The organism is Acinetobacter sp. Q186-3 (assembly GCF_013420655.1).
Taxonomy (GTDB): domain Bacteria; phylum Pseudomonadota; class Gammaproteobacteria; order Pseudomonadales; family Moraxellaceae; genus Acinetobacter; species Acinetobacter indicus.
Map to the genome: position 1 here is coordinate 144,931 of NZ_VOXS01000003.1, position 17,142 is coordinate 162,072.

Genomic DNA, 17,142 nt, shown 5'->3' on the forward strand with positions numbered 1-17,142 from the left:
AAAATAGGCAAGATTGAGCTGTTTCTATTTTGCTTGTTTTGATTTTTAAATATCCCGACATAGGTTTCCCCGCATGAATGCACTGACTCAGGAACTGGTTGAACTGCTTAGCCTGGAAAAACTTGAAGAAAATATCTACCGAGGCATCAGCCGCAATCTGGTCGGTAAGCGCGTGTTCGGTGGACAGGTGCTGGGCCAGGCGCTGCGTGCGGCCTCGTATACCACCGACCGTCCGGCGCATTCCTTACATGCCTACTTCCTGTTTGGTGGCGATGTCAACGCACCGATTATTTATGAAGTGGACCGGATTCGTGAAGGCAAGAGCTTTGTTAGTCGTCAGGTGCGAGCCATCCAGCATGGCCGGACCATCTTTATGTGTATGGTATCTTTTGCTGCGCCAGAAGAAGGGCTGAATTACCAGATTTCCGAGCCTGAATATCCGGCACCGGAACAGTTAAAAAATGAAGCAGAACTGGTACAGAGCATTGTCGAGTTTATTCCGGAAAACGTTCGCGCCAGCTTTACCCGTGACCGGCATGTAGAAATCCGTCCGGTGAATCCAAGTAATCCGTTTCAGCCGCAGCCGGAAGCGCCGTCTTATGCGCACTATATCCGTACGCATAGTCCGATTGCAGCGGAGCAGGATGAAATTGCCCTGCATCAGGCCATTGCTGCCTTTTACTCAGACTTTACCCTGATGACCACCGCGCTACGTCCGCATGGCTTGAGTTATCTGTCGCCAAGTCTGCAATGTGCCAGTATTGACCATGCCATGTATTTCCATAAGCCATTCCGGGTCGATGACTGGATGCTGTATGACATGGAAGCTACCATCAGCAACAGTTCGCGTGGCCTGAACTTTGGCCGTATGTGGCAAAACGGCGAGCTGGTCTGTAGCACCACGCAGGAAGGTTTAATTCGCTTACGCGAAATTGAAACCCAGTAAGCTCACCTCAATAAAAAAGCCGAATCAACTGATTCGGCTTTTTTTATCCCACCTTCAATGGCAATGCGGCAGATCACTTGGCGCATGTTTATGGCAGCCTTGTGCCTTGCTGTTGCCCGAAGAATGGGCAAAAACCTGCGTAGTGCTACAAATTAGTGCAAGAATAAGGGCGAGTTTTTTCATGAGGTTACTCTTTTAGTCTTAAAAACAAGGTAATGCACTGATAAAGCACATCTTATGCCAGTTTTTCTGGCACCGGGCTTTTTTCCTGAGCTGGATTTGCTTTTGACAAAATAATGCTCGATTCAGCGCAGCTCGCATGGCATAGTGCCAAGCAAGATGACATCACAATATATGCACCCATGAGCTTAAATACACAAATTCTGGTGGCCGCAATTTTAGGGGTTCTATTCGGGTTTTTGTTGAACCTGTTGCCGGGCAGCGCATTTTATGACGGCAGCTTATATGGCCTGAGTATTGCCAGCAGTATTTTTATCGGCCTGCTGAAAATGCTGCTGATTCCCCTGATTTTCAGTTCGATTGTAGTCGGGGTATCCAACCTGCAGGCTTCTGGCCAGCTGAGCCGGGTCTGGAAAATTACCTTGCTGTGCTGTGTGACCACCACCACATTGGCACTCATTTTAGGTCTGGCCTGTGCGCATCTGTTTGAAGTCGGCAAAGGTGTAGATGTGCGTTTATTCCAGGACGCGATGAGCCAGCATCAGACGCCAGATACCTTAACGCCGTCGTCTTTCTTCACCAATTTTATTCAAAACACCCTGATTAATCCGTTTAAGGCCTTTGCCGAGGGCAATGTGCTGGCGGTGGTGGTGTTTGCCTTATTTGTCGGGGTGGCGCTGGTCAAAGGCGGTGAGCAGTTCCGGACTGTGCGCCGGCTTAGTCATCAGTTTTTTGACATCATGATGCTGATGATCGGCTGGGTGATGAAACTGGCACCGCTGGGGATTTTTGCGCTATTGGCCAAGCTGATTGCCACCGAAGATGTGACCGTGCTCAGCCGTCTGGCTGAGTTTGCCGTAGTGGTAACCGGCACCACGATTTTTCATGGTCTGGTGGTACTGCCGCTACTGCTATGGCTATTTGGAAAAATGAATCCGGTGACCTTCTTTAAAGGAACCCGCGCTGCTTTAATTACTGCATTTGCCACCAGTTCCAGTTCGGCCACCATGCCACTTTCGATGAAATGCGCCCAGGAAAATCTGAAGGTGCGTCCGCAAACAGCTGGCTTTGTAATTCCGCTCGGTACACAGCTGAATATGGATGGCACGGCCTTATATGAAGCCGCTGCGGCGCTGTTTATTGCCAATTTAATGGGACTGGATTTGACCTTGGGCCAGCAGTTGGTGGTCTGTGCCACCGCCATGATTGCCTCCTTGGGCGCGCCGGGAATTCCAAGTGCCGGCATGGTCACCATGATTATGGTGCTGCAATCGGTCGGTCTGCCGGCAGAAGCAATTGCCATTTTACTGCCGATTGACCGTTTGCTGGATACCGTACGTACCGTAGTCAATGTCCAGGGTGATATGATGATTAGTGTGGTGGTTGACCGTTATACCCGCGACGATGAGATCGCAACTCAATCCTGAGTATCTTCCCAGCACGGATTCCAGACCACTTCCCAAAGATGGCCATCGGGGTCCTGAAAATAACCGGCATAACCGCCATAAAAGGTGGCTTGTGCCGGTTTGACAATGGTGGCACCGGCACGCTCGGCCTGCTGCATCACCTGATCTACGTCCAGCGGACTATGCACATTATGCCCCAGACTGATTTGGGTCGGGCAAAAACGGCTCAGGGGCAGGCCTGAATCTTGCGCCAAGGCAGCCTGCGGCCACAGTGCCAGTGTCAGGCCTGAATCCAGCGTGATAAACGCCACTGCGCCCTGTTCAAATTCCTGCCCGACGATACCTTCACTCTGCCAGCCCAAACCTTGCTGATAAAAGCGCAAAGCTGCGTCTAAATCCTGCACAGCCAGCGTGATCACACTCAAAGATGCGCGCATTGTTCCTGCCTTTTCATTCAAGTCTGATTTTTATCTTAGCGGAAATCTGGCTCGACACAGTGCTGCCTGTGTCGGGCAATTGTATCTCTGCAATTCTGCACCAGGTGGATGCTTTACGCGACTTTAAGCTGGGCGCGCTGTGCCGCCGGGGAGGCTTGCAGATAGGCCAGCGCATCTTCAGTTTTGGCTTCATGCAGCGGGTCATACCACGGCATTAAATAACCCAGCTGCTGTGATACCAGCCAGAATGGTGAGGGCAATAAGCCGTTATTGGCCTGTGCAGTGCGGTACCATTCCCGCCAGATCCACGGTTTATACAGGGCTGGCCGGATTGATGCATAACGTGGGTCCTGACGCATAATATGCGCCGCGCCATCAACCCAAAGACCAATTACCCCGGCAATCACCAGCAGGCTCAGATAATAACGGGCCAGATAACTGCCACCCAAATGCCGGTACAGGTCAAAGGCTACGGTGCGATGCTCGATTTCTTCTGCGCCGTGCCATTTGACCAGATCCAGCATGGCTGGGTCGGCACCCTGACGCTGCCATTCGCGGTTATACAGCGCATATTTACCCAGCACGCAGGTCATGTGTTCTACCGTGGCAACAATGCCTAAACGGAACAGATCCCAGTGCCGTTCGCTCCATTGCGGTAATTGCAGACCTAAAGGCCGATCGGCCAGTAACTGGTTAAACAGTCCGTTCATCAGGCTGATGTTGCGCTGAATATCAATCTGGCGTTCAGTTAAATAATCCTTGTTGGCCGAGTTATGCGCCTGGGCGTGCATGGCTTCCTGGCGGATAAAGGCCTGCACATCCTGTTTCAGTTTTTCATCCTGAATCTGCGGCAAGACCTTGTTGTACAGCCGGCAAAACCAGAACTCGCCGGCCGGCAGAATCATGTTAATTTCATTAATAAAATAACTGGCGAAAGGCTGCTGCGGAATCCAGTCAATGGGGGTGTCCTGCCATTCAAAGCGGACTTTACGCGGTTGAATAAAGTAGCCAATGGATGAGCCACGGGCAGCACGGCGAAAACGTGCGAGGAGTTTTTTCATGCTGTATTGCACCTCTAAAATGTGATGCGGTTCAAATTATGCTCAGCATGAGTATGAAAAAAATATCCCCCATTGAAACTAGCAATAGGGGACATTCCAATATCAATAGATGTAAATTATTGTCGGACAGGATTAAGCCGATGCAAAGCTTATGGCTCTTTGGCGGCCGTTTCAGTCAGCTGTTCAACAGCTTCTGTATCCGGCAGCTCTTCTGCTTCCAGTTCATCTGCCGTGGCTTCCGGAATGCTGGCCAGATCAAACTGCTGCGATTGTTCCAGGGTAAAGTTCAGACGACCGGCCATTACACTGGCCAGTTCTTCCAGACCCTGACGATTGAGCGAGGAGAACAGTTGAATCGAGAAATCCAGCTTCATCTTTTTCAGCTGCTGTTTCACTTCCAGCAGAACTTTATTGGCCGGGCCACGATTCAGCTTGTCGGATTTGGTCAGCAGAACATGTACAAACAGATGACGGGAATAAGCCCATTCCAGCATCATCACATCAAAATGCTGCAGTGGATGGCGAATATCCATTAGCAAGACCAGACCCTGTAAGCTCTTGCGATGAATCAGGTAGTTTTCTAGTTCTTTTTGCCAGACAATTTTCATCGATTCGGGTACCGCAGCATAACCATAACCCGGTAAATCGACCAGACGCTGCTCCGGATTGCCCAGACTAAAGAAGTTGATCATCTGGGTACGGCCCGGTTTTTTCGAGGCACGTGCCAGCTGTTTCTGGTTGGTCAGGGCGTTAATCGCACTGGATTTGCCGGCATTGGAACGTCCGGCAAAGGCCACCTCATAGCCGCTATCTTCTACACAGAGATTCAGCTTTGGTGCACTCATCAGGAATTCGGCTTTACGTAGCCAGTTCAGGGCACGAACGGCGTATTCGGTAATCGCAGGATCAGCCTTTTTCTCATAGCTAATCTTTTGCTTCGGCGCATTAGCGGCCTTAGTGTTTTTCGATTTTCCTCTGCTATGGTGCATAACTTAACTTCATCACTGCTTTTACAAAGCGGTATTATAGATCAACTCGCGCAGACACGCGAACTTTGCTGTAGCCGTGTGCAAAAGTTATCTAACTCAGAGATTGATCAGCTGAATTGGCGATTGTGTGCTCCACTGTGCCGGTGCAGGAGTATCTAACACGTCGGACAGGGTGTACTGGTCCAGACTCTGATAAAACTGTTCCAGCGCCTGATCTAAAATGCCTTTTAAGCCACAGCGGCTGCGCAGCACGCACGGCGGGGTATTACATTCCACAATCTGGGTTTCACGTTGCAAAATACGCACGATCTGGCCCAGCTTCAGTGCCCGTGCATCCGGATTTAAACACAGGCCGCCCCCTTTACCGCGGGTGGTAATCAGCCATTCCTGTTTGCCCATGAAATGCACAATTTTAACCAGATGGTTTTGGGAAACATGCAAATCCTGCGCAATTTCCGCAATCGTATACGGCAGATCTCGCGGTGGGGAGATATACAGCAGAATACGTAATGCATAGTCGGTGAATTTATTTAATTGCATGATCGCACAAATATTTTTTTCAAAGTTGAAATACAAGAAGGCTAGTCTACCATAAGCAGACTAGCCCTCCTATGTTTTACACGTGTGGGGTTTTAGTGACGTACACCACCCGTACCAAACGCTTCACTGTGAATCTGTTCGGCTTTAATACCACGTGCCAGTAAGGCTTTTTGCTGCTCGGCCATGAATGGCATTGGGCCACACAGGTAGTAATCAGCATTTTCCGGTAATAAGGCAGCATCCATGGTGCTCAGGTCCAGACGACCGGCCACATCATAATCCTGACCTAACACATCTTCGGTATTCGGGAATTCATAGGCTGTAAAGGTATGAATACGTGGATACTTCGCCTTGATGTCCTGAATATGCTGTTTCATGGCATGTACCTGTTTGCTGCGGCAGGCATGAATGAAGGTCACCGGTTGTGGCACATCTAAAGTGACCAGCTGGTTCAGCATCGCAATCATTGGGGTTAAGCCAACACCACCACTAATGAACACATTACGTTTGTTGCTGTCGATCAGGTAGAAGTTTCCGGTTGGCGCTGAAATTTCAAGTTCTGCACCTTCTGGCAGCTGATGCAGCGCATTAGATACCCAGCCTGCAATCTTGTCGGCGCCATTACCTGGTTCGCGTTTCACTGAAATACGTAAGTAGTCTTGCTGCGGGCTGGTTGACAGCGTGTATTGACGTGGTTGTTTCAGGTCCAGTTCAGGGACAAAAACACGTACTGAAATGTATTGGCCGGCTTCATATTTTGGTAAGGCACCACCATCGACCGGTTCAAAGTAGAACGAGGTAATTTCGTCGCTTTCTACCACTTTCTTGGCGATTTTGAAATTACGCCAGCCTAACCAGCTGCCTTGAGTTTGCTGATGCTGCTCGTAAATGGCACGTTCGGTATTAATAAACACTTCTGCAAGCTGGCCATACGCGGCGGCCCAGGCATCAATCAGTGGATCATCCATGGAAATATTCAGCACTTCGCTGATGGAGTGCAGCAGGTTTTCACCGACAATATTATAGTCCGGAGCTTGAATATTCAGACTGACATGCTTGTGTGCGACCAGTTCAATTACTGGCGCCAGTACTGATGGATCTTCAATATTTTCTGCATAGGCCAGTACCGCACCTGCCAGTGCCTGCGCCTGCGCACCACTGCGTTGATGACCCAGGTTAAAGGTTTCTTTAAGGTCCGGATTATTCCCCAACATGCGGTTATAGAAATAGCTGGTCAGGGCCACACCATTTTCACGTAGAACAGGAACAGTTGCTTTTACAAGGTCAATTTGCTGTGGAGTCATGGCTGATCTCTCATGGCTGGTTATTTATAAGATGTATTTAAAATACATTTTATAAAACGCCAGTGCAAGCACTGTTTTTAAAAAACCATAAAAAAATTATGGGATATAAAAATATCCCATAATGAAAGCTGTTCCTATCGGTTTTTTGATTATTTTCGGCCAAACAGGGAGCCTAATAATCCGCGGACAATTTTCTGTCCGGTGCTGCCGCCTAAGGTTCGGGCTGCACTCTTGGCAAAGGTGCCGACAATATCCTGAGTCAGCTTTTCACGCTGTCGTGCAGTGCGTTCAGCTTCTTTTTGCTGTTCGCGGGCCAGACGTTCCTGTTCCCGCGCCTGCTGTTTGGCCAAAGCAGCCTGTTCTTTGGCTTGCTGCTTGGCTAAAGCTTCCTGTTCTTTGGCGCGTTGCTGTTCTAGCGCGGCCTGTTCAGCCTGTTGCTGGCGTTCCGCTACTTTCTGTTGCAGCATTTCATAGGCACTGTCCCGGTCCAGACTCTGCTCATATACATCGGCGACAATACTCTGGCTCATCAGTGCCTTGCGCTGTTCAGGGCTAATCGGGCTAAACGAGGAGTAGGGCGGCATCACCCAGCCGCGCTCTACAATCTGCGGCGTGCCTTGTTCATCCAGACAGCTAATTAGGGCTTCACCGACGGCCAGTTCGGTAATGGCCTGTTCTACCTGAAACTCCGGATTGGCACGGAAGGTCTCGGCAGCGGTTTTGACCGCTTTCTGATCTTTCGGGGTAAAGGCGCGCAAGGCGTGTTGCACCCGGTTGCCGAGCTGTCCCAGTACACTTTCAGGCAAATCCAGCGGATTCTGGGTGACAAAATAAATTCCGACGCCTTTGGAGCGAATCAGGCGGACTACCTGCTCAATTTTCTCCTGCAGGGCCGGGCTGGCATTGTCAAACAGTAAATGCGCTTCATCAAAGAAGAACACCAGCTTGGGTTTGTCCATATCACCAACTTCCGGCAACTGTTCAAACAGCTCTGATAGCATCCACAATAAAAAGGTCGCATACAGTTTCGGGGTGTGCATCAACTTGTCTGCAGCCAGCAGGTTGATGTTGCCGTGTCCCTGGGCATCGGTCTGCATGAAATCCAGAATATTCAGGCTGGGCTCGCCAAAAAACAGATCACCGCCCTGATCGGCCAGTGCCAGTAAATTGCGCTGAATCGCGCCCAGACTGGCTGGAGATAAATTGCCATAGTCGGCCTTTAACTCTGCCGCATGTTCGCTGACATAGCTGAGCATGGCTTTCAGGTCTTTAAAGTCAATCAGCAGGAGGCCCTGATCATCGGCAATCCGAAACACTGCCGACAGTACACCTTCCTGGGTGTCATTTAAATTCAGCATCCGGGCTAGCAGTAGCGGTCCGATTTCGGAGATGGTGGTGCGAATTGGATGGCCCTGTTCACCAAATAAATCCCAGAACACCACCGGCGAGGCAGCAAAGGGAATACTGTCAATACCCAGGCTTTTAATCCGTTCATCAAATTTGGGATTGCTGGAACCAGCCTGCGCCAGACTGGAAACATCGCCTTTGGCATCGGCCAGAAAGACTGGGACACCAATGCGGGAAAAACTTTCTGCCAGTACCTTTAATGTTACGGTCTTGCCGGTACCTGTTGCCCCAGCAATCAGGCCATGACGGTTGGCAAGCTGAGAATGCAGCACGATATCCTGTGTGGTATCGGCGGTTTTTTTAGCAATAACGATTGGTGTATTCATTGACTTGAAAACCTCTATATAAATTTTTGTCTTTTGGAATACTTAAATTTCCCTTATGCATGGATTTGTGATTTAAGTCTCTTTTTTTGGTTTATTGTGTTACACTTTAAGGTATTTTGACTTTATTGTTGAAATTGTATACATTTTTTTGTAATATTCACCATTCATTTTATTTTTAATAACATTATGAAAAATAAAATTTTAATTTAATAGCTTTTATTAAATAGTTTGAAAACGGTTAGAGGGTATAAATGAAACTTAACAAACAATTATTAGCAATGTTAGTGGGAACATCTGTATTTTTAACGGCATGTGGTGGTGATTCAGATAGCTCAATATCTACAAAGCCTACTGATCCAGTTCCACCAGAACAGCCAGACGAAACGCTTACTACTATTCAAGATGTTGCAACTGTAGTAAGTGAAAAGGCAAATATTGCAGTTTTTGGTGCAGTGAATCCTAAATATTTTACAGAGACAGCATTAACATCAGGTCGGACTGTTTTATTGTTAGATGATAATGTGACAAAAGCAGCTGGATTTGCTTCACAGGTTGATTTAACTGCTTCATCGGCACAGAATCAAGCGAAAGAGAGATCCGTTGTATTAAATCAAAATTTAGATGAATTTAGTAAATTCTATTTAGCTGCATTTACTGATGCTCTTATCCAGCAAAATGCAAAAGTCAATATTTTAACTAATCGTGTATCTACGAATGCTCAAGGTGAAGTGGTTAATGTAATCTTGGATATTGATTTTTCTAATGCCAATGAACTGACTAAAGTTCGTGATCTGTTGTTATCTGTATTAAATTCAAATTCATCTGTTACTACTCCTGTAGCCGTACAAGCAAGTGATAAAAAATTACGTCTCAATTTATCTTTTTGGCTTGCAAACCAATCAGGTTATATTTGGGGAAATACTTACGTAGCGAGTAATAGTGATCAAGTTAACCAAGTATATGGTGATTTGAATATTGCTAGTGCTTTAAGTAGCAATGCGGTTATTGAAGTGGCTACAGCAAAAGAAACTTTTACTCAAACAACACAATCTGCAAATGCGGTTGACATTTTATGGAATATTGATTCTTCAGGTTCAATGTCTGAAGAACAGCGTAACTTGGCTAATGGTGCTGCACAGTTCTTTAAATCATTGAATCAAGCAGGTGTAGATTATCGTTTAGCAGTGAATACGCAGGATGCGTATGCATGTAAGTCGCTTAGAACTTTAAAAGATAAAACGACTAATTTTATTGATAGAAATACACCAGATGCAGAGCAAGAGTGGGCTACCTTGGCTCAACCTGGAACTTATGATTCAGCTACTGAAACAGGTTTTTACTGCGTTCGTGAAGCAGATTTGACTGGTTTTGATCGTCCAAATGTGAAAAATTTAGTAGTGTTTGTTTCAGATGAGCCTGAAAATGAAACATATTGGCAGTACAGTCCAGTATATAGTAACTATACACGACGAGATTTTAATGATTATAAAAATTATTTCTTGTCTACAAACACTACCTACTTTTCGATTGTAGGTACATCTGATCATATCCGTCCAACTTTTGCAGATCCTACAACTTCTTGGAATACACTAGGATTTGAATGTAATGGTCAAGGTGGATCTGCTGAAGGAGGAGGGCACTTTAAAGAGATTGCACGTTTGACTGGTGGGGCTTCTGCTTCAATTTGTGCTGATGCTACAAGCTGGAATGTGGTATTTGATGACATTATCCGTGTAGCAACTGGTCTTGCAAGTCAGTTTAGTTTAAAACAGGTACCAGTACCTTCAACTGTTAAGGTGACAGTAAATGGTCAGAATATTGAGCGTGATACAACACATCGACAAGGCTTTGATCTAGTTTATAGTAATTCTGGAGTAAGCTTAGTATTTTATGGAACAGCTTTACCAAAAGCAGGTGAGACAGTTTCTGTAAGCTATGATTACTTTAAGTAAAGCGAAACGATAATGTAAAAAATTGGGCAATTTGCCCAATTTTTTTATGTCTATATTTAAGCTAAGACTTTTAAAGCCTGTTTAATATCCTGAATCAGATCTTCCGGATGTTCTAGGCCAATACAGAACCGCACCAACAGGCCATCTTTCAAATGTAAATGTTCCAGCACACGCATTTCTTTTAAGTTATATAACATGACCAGGCTGACCGGTCCCCCCCAGCTAAAGCCTAGCTTGAACAGGGTTAATGCATCACAGAATGCTCGAATATCGTTTAAATTGTATTGCGCATCAAAAATCACACTAACCAGTCCGGCGCTGTGACCCTCCTTGCAGATGTCTTTCCAGTATGCATGACCGGCACTGTCCGGATCAGCCGGATGCAGGACCTGAACCAGCTCTTTTTGCTGTTTTAGCCAGTTCAGCAAGGTCAGTGCTGATTGTGACTGTTGCTGGTAACGCAGCTGCATGGAGGCCAGACTGCGCTGGATTTGCGCCGTATCATCTCCGCTGACACAAATCCCCTGAATGGCATGCATCCGGAATAATTGATGATGGAGCTTCTGGTCACGCGTCACCACCGAGCCCATTAAAATATCGCCACCCCCGCTTGGATATTTGGTTAGCGCATGCACGGTCAGATCTACGCTTAAGTGGTCCTCGCCAAAATCAAAGGCATTAAAGGCCAGTCCTGCGCCCCAGGTATTGTCCAGCGCAGTCAAAATATTATGGGCTTGGGCTTTTTTTACCAGACCAATTAAGTCCGGAAACTCCAGTGTCACCGAACCAGCCGCTTCGAGCCATAACAGTTTGGCTTTATCGCTTGGGCTAAAGCTTTCTACCTCCAACGGGTTATAGACCTTGACGGCAATGCCATAACGCTGCTGCAGATTACGCAGATGCTCCATATTCGGACCATAAATATTGTCCGGAACCCAGACCTCATCACCCTGGCTTAACAAGCAGGAATTGACCAGATTAATCGCAGAGAGGCCGCTCGGCGCCAGCAGGTGATACAGACCGCCTTCGATCTGCGCGATGTGATCACCTAACGTAAAGGTCGTCGGCGTGCCATGCGTGCCATAACTATAGTCATAGGCATCGGTCCAGTGGCGATTAAACAGTGCATCGGTGTTGTTAAAAATAATCGTCGATGCACGATAGAGGGGAGGTTGAACCGTAGAAATCAGTTGAGGGGCTTTTCGTGGTGCATGAATCAGTTCGGTTTGCGGATTTTTTTTCACGACTTCGCTCAAATCAGGACAATCAATTGAATTTAGCTTAAGAGAAAAGGATCAGTTGTGCCATATCTGGCTGTATTTATTTGACTTTGAACACTCGGCGCTAAAGTTGGCTTCATTTTTGCAAAACCTAAAAGCATAGCTACAACAACAGGTTTCAGCGCATGGCGTCGCATTTAAAAGTACATTATTTTCAGCATATTGCTGGTGAAGGATTTGGAAGTTGTTATACGCATTTAAAACGGTTAAATGCAGAGATCAGTGCCACAGAATTTTTTGCCTTGCCGGTTGATTCAGCACTGGATATTGAAGCGCTGCCGCAGATCGAGGAGGTCGATTTGTTAATTGTCATGGGCGGCACCATGAGCGTTAATGATGAAGCCAATTTCCCCTGGTTAAAAATGGAAAAACGCTGGCTCAGGCGTTATTTGGCCATGGGAAAACCGGCCATTGGTCTGTGTCTGGGTGGGCAACTGATCGCCAATGCGCTGGGCGCGGCCGTCAGTCGCAATCCTGTACAGGAGCTGGGCTGGCACGAGGTACGCAAGGTTAGTCATGTGCCACCAGACTATTTTCAGTTGCCGGAGCAGTTTAATGTCATGCAGTGGCACAGTGAAAGCTTCGAGATTCCCAAAGGGGCTGTGCATCTGGCCGAAAATGATGCCTGTCGCAATCAGATGTATCAGATTGGCAAAAATGTACTGGGCTTTCAGTTTCACCCGGAAACCACGCCAGAAAGCCTGCAATTATTCCTGGAAGATGAAGAAGAGCTGGCCCTGTTTCAGGGACCTTATGTGCAATCGGTAGAGCAGCTGCAGCGCGCCAATAAAAATAAATTTATTCAAGGAAATCAGATATTAAATCAGGCGATAGATTATGTGTTACAGCAAACTGCAGCGCAGCGGCGGGCTGTATAATTATTAAACAATTGATTTGTCGAAATATTTGAAAAATGATGTAAAAAGCCACAAAAGGATTTGCTTATGCATTAAACAATCGTTATAATGGGCGACCCTTTGATATTAAGGGGGTTAACCGCGAAGAAAGTGGTTAACTATCGTTACAGTCGTGGCATCGATCACGACCTTAGTGATATTTCACTGCTCTTGACACTTGCCTTTATTAGTGGGGTGAGATGCGTCAAGAGTGATTCTTTATATATTTTGGCTTGGAGTTAACTGGTATGTCTAACCAGAGAATTCGTATCCGTCTTAAGTCTTTTGATCACCGTTTAATTGATCAATCTGCTCAAGAGATCGTAGAAACCGCTAAGCGTACTGGCGCACAAGTGTGTGGTCCAATCCCGATGCCTACTCGCATCGAACGCTTCAACGTTCTTACATCACCGCACGTTTACAAAGATGCGCGTGACCAATATGAGATCCGCACTTACAAACGTTTGATCGATATCGTTCAACCTACAGACAAAACTGTAGATGCATTGATGAAATTAGATCTTGCAGCTGGTGTTGATGTTCAGATCGCATTGGGTTAAGGCTTTCGGTTAATTAACGCTCTAAGTTAATTAAGCCGCTTTTTTAGAGGTTTATGCACATGGCTATTGGTTTAGTCGGTCGCAAGTGCGGTATGACCCGTATCTTTACAGATGCTGGTGTTTCTGTACCTGTTACAGTGATTGAGGTTGATCCTAACCGCATCACACAAATCAAAACGCTTGAAACTGATGGTTATCAAGCGATTCAAATCACTACTGGTGAACGTCGCGAATCTCGCGTAACTAACGCTCAGAAAGGTCACTTTGCGAAAGCGGGTGTTGCTGCTGGTCGTCTGGTTCAAGAATTCCGCGTTACAGAAGCTGAGCTTGAAGGTCGTGAAGTTGGTGGTACGCTTACTGTAGATTTGTTCACAGTTGGTCAAATCGTTGACGTAACTGGCACATCTAAAGGTAAAGGTTTCCAAGGTGGTGTTAAGCGTTGGAACTTCCGTACTCAAGACGCTACTCACGGTAACTCTGTTTCTCACCGTGTTCTAGGTTCTACAGGTCAAAACCAGACTCCTGGTCGCGTATTCAAAGGCAAAAAAATGGCTGGCCATTTAGGTGCTGAACGCGTAACTACACAGGGTCTTGAAATCGTTGCAATCGACACAGAGCGTTCAGTTCTAGTTGTTAAAGGCGCGGTTCCTGGTGCTACTGGTGGCGACGTAACTGTTCGTCCTACTATCAAGGCCTGAGGGGAAATAACGTGAATTTAAAAACTGTTTCCGGCTCTGCTGTTGAATTGTCTGAAGTAGCTTTCGGCCGTGAATTTAACGAAGCGCTTGTACACCAAGTTGTTACAGCTTACTTAGCTGGTGGTCGTCAAGGTTCTAAAGCTCAGAAGTCACGTGCAGACGTTTCTGGCGGTGGTAAAAAGCCATTCCGTCAAAAAGGTACTGGCCGCGCTCGTGCTGGTTCTATTCGTAGCCCGATCTGGGTTGGCGGTGGTAAAACTTTTGCTGCTCGTCCACAAGACTGGTCTCAAAAAGTGAACCGTAAGATGTACCGCGGTGCAATGCAATGTATCTTAGCTGAACTTGTTCGCCAAGATCGTCTTGTATTAGTTGAAGAGTTTGCTGTTGAAGCGCCTAAAACTAAAGCATTGCTTGCAAAACTGAACGACTTGAATGCAACTCGCGCATTGATCGTTACTGAAGCTGTAGATGAGAATCTATACCTTGCAGCTCGCAACCTTCCACACGTTGATGTGGTTGATGCTACTGCAATCGATCCTGTTAGCTTGATCGCGTTCGATAAAGTTGTAATGTCTGTTGCTGCTGCTAAGAAAATTGAGGTAGAACTCGGATGAACAACGAACGTTTATATCAAGTCCTACAAGGACCTGTATTCTCAGAAAAAGCACAAGTTTTAGGTGAAACTGCTGGTGTTCAAGTGTTCAAGGTTGCATTAAATGCAAACAAGCTTGAAATCAAAAAAGCAGTGGAACAATTATTTGGTGTAGAAGTTGTTAAAGTTAACACGACTATCACTAAAGGTAAGACTAAACGCTTTGGTAAAACTATCGGACGTCGTTCTGATGTTAAAAAAGCATACGTCACCCTGAAAGCTGGCCAAGATGTTGAAATGGCTGACTTGGGCGATACCGCTGAAACCGCAGCGGAATAAGGACGAAAATTATGCCTATTCAAAAATGTAAGCCAACGTCTCCAGGACGTCGCTTTGTAGAGAAAGTGGTTCATGATCACCTTCACAAAGGCGCGCCATATGCTCCGTTGGTAGAAGCTAAAAAACGTACTGGTGGTCGTAACAACAACGGTCACATTACGACTCGTCACGTTGGTGGTGGCCATAAACAGCACTACCGTATCGTTGACTTCAAACGTAACAAAGACGGCGTTCCTGCTGTAGTTGAGCGTATTGAATACGATCCTAACCGTACTGCACACATCGCACTGCTGAAGTATGCTGACGGTGAGCGTCGTTATATTATTGCGCCTAAAGGCTTACGTGCTGGTGATAAAGTACAGTCTGGTAACGATGCTCCAATTCGTCCAGGTAACTGCTTGCCACTTCGCAACATGCCTATCGGTTCTACACTTCATAACATCGAACTTAAAATCGGTAAAGGCGCGCAGTTAGCTCGTTCAGCTGGTACTTCAGTTCAGTTGTTGGGTCGTGACGGTTCTTACGCTATCGTTCGTTTACGTTCTGGTGAAATGCGTAAAGTACACGTTGAATGTCGTGCTGTATTGGGTGAAGTTTCTAACTCAGAAAGCAACTTGCGTTCACTTGGTAAAGCAGGTGCTTCACGCTGGCGTGGCGTTCGTCCTACCGTACGTGGTATGGCGATGAACCCGGTTGACCACCCACACGGTGGTGGTGAAGGGCGTAACAAAGGTATTCAACCTGTAAGCCCATGGGGTCAAAAAGCTAAAGGGTACAAGACACGTACCAACAAGCGTACGACTAAGATGATTATTCGCGACCGTCGCGTTAAGTAACAAGTAAAGGAATCTGACTAATGCCTCGTTCATTGAAAAAAGGCCCATTCGTCGATGCGCACTTGTTCGCTAAGGTTGAAGCGGCTGTTGCGAGCAACTCTCGTAAGCCGATCAAAACTTGGTCGCGTCGTTCGATGATTCTTCCGGATTTTGTTGGTCTAACAATTTCTGTACACAATGGTCGTAACCACGTTCCAGTAATCGTTACTGAACACATGGTTGGCCATAAACTAGGTGAATTCGCGCCAACTCGTACCTATCGTGGTCACGGTGTTGACAAGAAGTCTAAACGTTAATAGGTGCTATGATGGAAGTAACTGCTAAATTACGCGGTGCCGCTATCTCGGCACAAAAGGCACGTTTGGTTGCAGACCTTATTCGCGGCAAATCTGTTGCGCATGCGCTTAACATCCTGAACTTCAGCAACAAAAAAGCTGCTGTACTGGTTAAAAAAGCGTTGGAATCTGCAATTGCAAATGCTGAACACAATAACAGTTTAGATGTAGACGACCTTAAAGTTTCTACGATCTACGTTGATGAAGGCATGAGCCTGAAACGTATTATGCCACGTGCTAAAGGCCGTGCAGATCGTATTACTAAGCGTACTTGTCACATCACCGTTAAGGTAGGGGTTTGATATGGGTCAGAAGGTTCATCCAATCGGTATCCGCCTAGGTGTTGTGAAACGTCATAACGCTAACTGGTATGCGAATCCGAAACAATACGCTGAATACTTGCTTAAAGACCTTCAAGTTCGTGAGTTTTTAACTAAAAAACTTAAGAACGCAATGGTAAGCAATATTCTTATCGAACGTCCGACAGGCGCTGCTAAAGTAACTATTAGCACTGCTCGTCCTGGTATCGTTATCGGTAAAAAAGGCGAAGACATTGAGAAATTACAGCGCGAACTTACCAACATTATGGGTGTTCCAGCGCAAGTAAGCATCAACGAAATCGATCGTCCAGACTTAGACGCACGTCTGGTTGCTGAAGCAATCGCTTCTCAATTAGAAAAGCGTGTAATGTTCCGTCGTGCTATGAAGCGTGCGGTTCAAAACACCATGCGTGCTGGTGCTAAAGGTATCAAAGTTGAAGTTTCTGGCCGTTTAGGCGGTGCTGAGATCGCTCGTACAGAATGGTATCGTGAAGGTCGTGTACCTCTACATACACTTCGTGCGGACATCGACTACGCGACTATGCGTGCTGAAACGACTTACGGTACGATTGGTGTTAAAGTTTGGATCTTCCGTGGTGAGATCTTGGGTGGCATGAAACAAGTCATGAACCCAGCTCCAGCTGAAGAACGTCCAGCTAAACGCGGTCGCGGTCGTGGTGAAGGTCAAGAGCGTCGTGGTCGTCGCAATGATCGTTCTGCTGAAAAAGGAGAATAATC

20 protein-coding genes are annotated in these 17,142 nt (G+C 46.6%); 12 read left to right on the forward strand and 8 right to left on the reverse strand.

Translation table 11 applies throughout. The features are described 5' to 3' along the window. Positions 1 to 73 precede the first annotated feature (73 nt). On the forward strand, positions 74 to 946 hold the full coding sequence (locus FTT64_RS03975; RefSeq protein WP_075167392.1) for an acyl-CoA thioesterase II: 873 nt from the start codon (positions 74 to 76) through the stop codon (positions 944 to 946). Positions 947 to 1,000: 54 nt separating this feature from the next. On the opposite strand, the gene FTT64_RS14405 is transcribed toward FTT64_RS03975, so the two are convergent. Beyond that, complete coding sequence (locus FTT64_RS14405; RefSeq protein WP_194087061.1) at positions 1,001 to 1,129, reverse strand: YHYH domain-containing protein; 129 nt, start codon at positions 1,127 to 1,129, stop codon at positions 1,001 to 1,003. 179 nt (positions 1,130 to 1,308) lie between these two features. Between FTT64_RS14405 and FTT64_RS03980 the strand changes: the two genes are divergently transcribed. Continuing rightward, a complete protein-coding gene (locus FTT64_RS03980; protein ID WP_034597932.1) occupies positions 1,309 to 2,553 on the forward strand; it encodes a dicarboxylate/amino acid:cation symporter in 1,245 nt (414 codons plus the stop codon). Here the strand turns inward: FTT64_RS03980 and FTT64_RS03985 are convergent. The 6 genes from FTT64_RS03985 to FTT64_RS04010 form a co-directional block, all read right to left on the reverse strand. Then, on the reverse strand, positions 2,544 to 2,969 hold the full coding sequence (locus FTT64_RS03985; protein WP_127799321.1) for a VOC family protein: 426 nt from the start codon (positions 2,967 to 2,969) through the stop codon (positions 2,544 to 2,546). The two genes, FTT64_RS03980 and FTT64_RS03985, sit on opposite strands and share 10 nt — an antisense overlap. 113 nt (positions 2,970 to 3,082) lie before the next feature. After that, entirely contained in the window at positions 3,083 to 4,030 is a 948-nt protein-coding gene (locus FTT64_RS03990) for a metal-dependent hydrolase (RefSeq protein ID WP_168406090.1), read from the reverse strand. Between the two features lie 149 nt (positions 4,031 to 4,179). Next, positions 4,180 to 5,019, reverse strand: a complete 840-nt coding sequence (yihA, locus tag FTT64_RS03995) for a ribosome biogenesis GTP-binding protein YihA/YsxC (RefSeq protein WP_005180304.1) — start codon at positions 5,017 to 5,019, stop codon at positions 4,180 to 4,182. Between the two features lie 96 nt (positions 5,020 to 5,115). Further along, positions 5,116 to 5,559 (reverse strand): Rrf2 family transcriptional regulator, encoded by a 444-nt coding sequence (locus FTT64_RS04000; protein ID WP_180182048.1) that lies wholly within the window; start codon positions 5,557 to 5,559, stop codon positions 5,116 to 5,118. A 92-nt stretch (positions 5,560 to 5,651) separates the two neighbouring features. Then, positions 5,652 to 6,863: an NO-inducible flavohemoprotein gene (gene hmpA / locus FTT64_RS04005; protein WP_005180299.1), complete on the reverse strand. Its 1,212-nt coding sequence runs from the start codon at positions 6,861 to 6,863 to the stop codon at positions 5,652 to 5,654. A gap of 149 nt (positions 6,864 to 7,012) precedes the next feature. Then, positions 7,013 to 8,596: a helicase HerA-like domain-containing protein gene (locus FTT64_RS04010; RefSeq protein WP_104483955.1), complete on the reverse strand. Its 1,584-nt coding sequence runs from the start codon at positions 8,594 to 8,596 to the stop codon at positions 7,013 to 7,015. Between the two features lie 251 nt (positions 8,597 to 8,847). On the opposite strand from FTT64_RS04010, the gene FTT64_RS14410 reads away from it, so the two are divergent. Further along, positions 8,848 to 10,548, forward strand: a complete 1,701-nt coding sequence (locus FTT64_RS14410; protein WP_227554605.1) for a hypothetical protein — start codon at positions 8,848 to 8,850, stop codon at positions 10,546 to 10,548. Between the two features lie 56 nt (positions 10,549 to 10,604). On the opposite strand, the gene FTT64_RS04020 is transcribed toward FTT64_RS14410, so the two are convergent. Further along, positions 10,605 to 11,792: a PLP-dependent transferase gene (locus FTT64_RS04020; protein ID WP_180182047.1), complete on the reverse strand. Its 1,188-nt coding sequence runs from the start codon at positions 11,790 to 11,792 to the stop codon at positions 10,605 to 10,607. A gap of 161 nt (positions 11,793 to 11,953) precedes the next feature. Between FTT64_RS04020 and FTT64_RS04025 the strand changes: the two genes are divergently transcribed. The 9 genes from FTT64_RS04025 (at position 11,954) to rpsC (ending at position 17,140) form a co-directional block, all read left to right on the forward strand. Beyond that, a complete protein-coding gene (locus FTT64_RS04025) occupies positions 11,954 to 12,706 on the forward strand; it encodes a type 1 glutamine amidotransferase (protein ID WP_127799329.1) in 753 nt (250 codons plus the stop codon). 266 nt (positions 12,707 to 12,972) lie between these two features. After that, positions 12,973 to 13,284, forward strand: coding sequence for a 30S ribosomal protein S10 (rpsJ, locus tag FTT64_RS04030; RefSeq protein ID WP_005180291.1), 312 nt, complete (start codon positions 12,973 to 12,975; stop codon positions 13,282 to 13,284). Between the two features lie 59 nt (positions 13,285 to 13,343). Beyond that, the gene (rplC, locus tag FTT64_RS04035; RefSeq protein ID WP_005180289.1) at positions 13,344 to 13,982 is read left to right on the forward strand and encodes a 50S ribosomal protein L3; all 639 of its coding nucleotides are present in this window, start codon (positions 13,344 to 13,346) and stop codon (positions 13,980 to 13,982) included. Between the two features lie 11 nt (positions 13,983 to 13,993). After that, positions 13,994 to 14,596 (forward strand): 50S ribosomal protein L4, encoded by a 603-nt coding sequence (gene rplD, locus FTT64_RS04040; protein ID WP_005180287.1) that lies wholly within the window; start codon positions 13,994 to 13,996, stop codon positions 14,594 to 14,596. Next, entirely contained in the window at positions 14,593 to 14,913 is a 321-nt protein-coding gene (gene rplW, locus FTT64_RS04045; RefSeq protein ID WP_005180285.1) for a 50S ribosomal protein L23, read from the forward strand. The genes rplD and rplW overlap by 4 nt, the downstream gene beginning before the upstream one ends. Positions 14,914 to 14,924: 11 nt before the next feature. After that, the gene (gene rplB / locus FTT64_RS04050; RefSeq protein ID WP_127801047.1) at positions 14,925 to 15,749 is read left to right on the forward strand and encodes a 50S ribosomal protein L2; all 825 of its coding nucleotides are present in this window, start codon (positions 14,925 to 14,927) and stop codon (positions 15,747 to 15,749) included. A 20-nt stretch (positions 15,750 to 15,769) separates the two neighbouring features. Then, positions 15,770 to 16,045, forward strand: a complete 276-nt coding sequence (rpsS, locus tag FTT64_RS04055; RefSeq protein WP_001138119.1) for a 30S ribosomal protein S19 — start codon at positions 15,770 to 15,772, stop codon at positions 16,043 to 16,045. A gap of 11 nt (positions 16,046 to 16,056) precedes the next feature. Beyond that, a complete protein-coding gene (rplV, locus tag FTT64_RS04060) occupies positions 16,057 to 16,386 on the forward strand; it encodes a 50S ribosomal protein L22 (RefSeq protein ID WP_001982638.1) in 330 nt (109 codons plus the stop codon). Between the two features lies 1 nt (position 16,387). After that, entirely contained in the window at positions 16,388 to 17,140 is a 753-nt protein-coding gene (gene rpsC / locus FTT64_RS04065; protein WP_005180281.1) for a 30S ribosomal protein S3, read from the forward strand. The last annotated feature ends 2 nt before the right edge of the window (positions 17,141 to 17,142 follow it).

Excerpts from the sequence above, each read along its gene's own strand:
- rpsS (WP_001138119.1), top strand. The coding sequence starts at position 15,770 with ATGCCTCGTTCATTGAAAAAAGGCCCATTCGTCGATGCGCACTTGTTC.
- rpsJ (WP_005180291.1), top strand. The coding sequence starts at position 12,973 with ATGTCTAACCAGAGAATTCGTATCCGTCTTAAGTCTTTTGATCACCGT.
- FTT64_RS04025 (WP_127799329.1), top strand. The coding sequence starts at position 11,954 with ATGGCGTCGCATTTAAAAGTACATTATTTTCAGCATATTGCTGGTGAA.
- hmpA (WP_005180299.1), bottom strand. The coding sequence starts at position 6,863 with ATGACTCCACAGCAAATTGACCTTGTAAAAGCAACTGTTCCTGTTCTA.
- rplC (WP_005180289.1), top strand. The coding sequence starts at position 13,344 with ATGGCTATTGGTTTAGTCGGTCGCAAGTGCGGTATGACCCGTATCTTT.
- FTT64_RS03990 (WP_168406090.1), bottom strand. The coding sequence starts at position 4,030 with ATGAAAAAACTCCTCGCACGTTTTCGCCGTGCTGCCCGTGGCTCATCC.
- FTT64_RS03980 (WP_034597932.1), top strand. The coding sequence starts at position 1,309 with ATGAGCTTAAATACACAAATTCTGGTGGCCGCAATTTTAGGGGTTCTA.
- FTT64_RS03975 (WP_075167392.1), top strand. The coding sequence starts at position 74 with ATGAATGCACTGACTCAGGAACTGGTTGAACTGCTTAGCCTGGAAAAA.
- FTT64_RS03985 (WP_127799321.1), bottom strand. The coding sequence starts at position 2,969 with ATGCGCGCATCTTTGAGTGTGATCACGCTGGCTGTGCAGGATTTAGAC.
- rpsC (WP_005180281.1), top strand. The coding sequence starts at position 16,388 with ATGGGTCAGAAGGTTCATCCAATCGGTATCCGCCTAGGTGTTGTGAAA.
- rplB (WP_127801047.1), top strand. The coding sequence starts at position 14,925 with ATGCCTATTCAAAAATGTAAGCCAACGTCTCCAGGACGTCGCTTTGTA.
- yihA (WP_005180304.1), bottom strand. The coding sequence starts at position 5,019 with ATGCACCATAGCAGAGGAAAATCGAAAAACACTAAGGCCGCTAATGCG.
- FTT64_RS04010 (WP_104483955.1), bottom strand. The coding sequence starts at position 8,596 with ATGAATACACCAATCGTTATTGCTAAAAAAACCGCCGATACCACACAG.
- FTT64_RS14405 (WP_194087061.1), bottom strand. The coding sequence starts at position 1,129 with ATGAAAAAACTCGCCCTTATTCTTGCACTAATTTGTAGCACTACGCAG.
- FTT64_RS14410 (WP_227554605.1), top strand. The coding sequence starts at position 8,848 with ATGAAACTTAACAAACAATTATTAGCAATGTTAGTGGGAACATCTGTA.
- rplV (WP_001982638.1), top strand. The coding sequence starts at position 16,057 with ATGGAAGTAACTGCTAAATTACGCGGTGCCGCTATCTCGGCACAAAAG.
- FTT64_RS04000 (WP_180182048.1), bottom strand. The coding sequence starts at position 5,559 with ATGCAATTAAATAAATTCACCGACTATGCATTACGTATTCTGCTGTAT.
- rplW (WP_005180285.1), top strand. The coding sequence starts at position 14,593 with ATGAACAACGAACGTTTATATCAAGTCCTACAAGGACCTGTATTCTCA.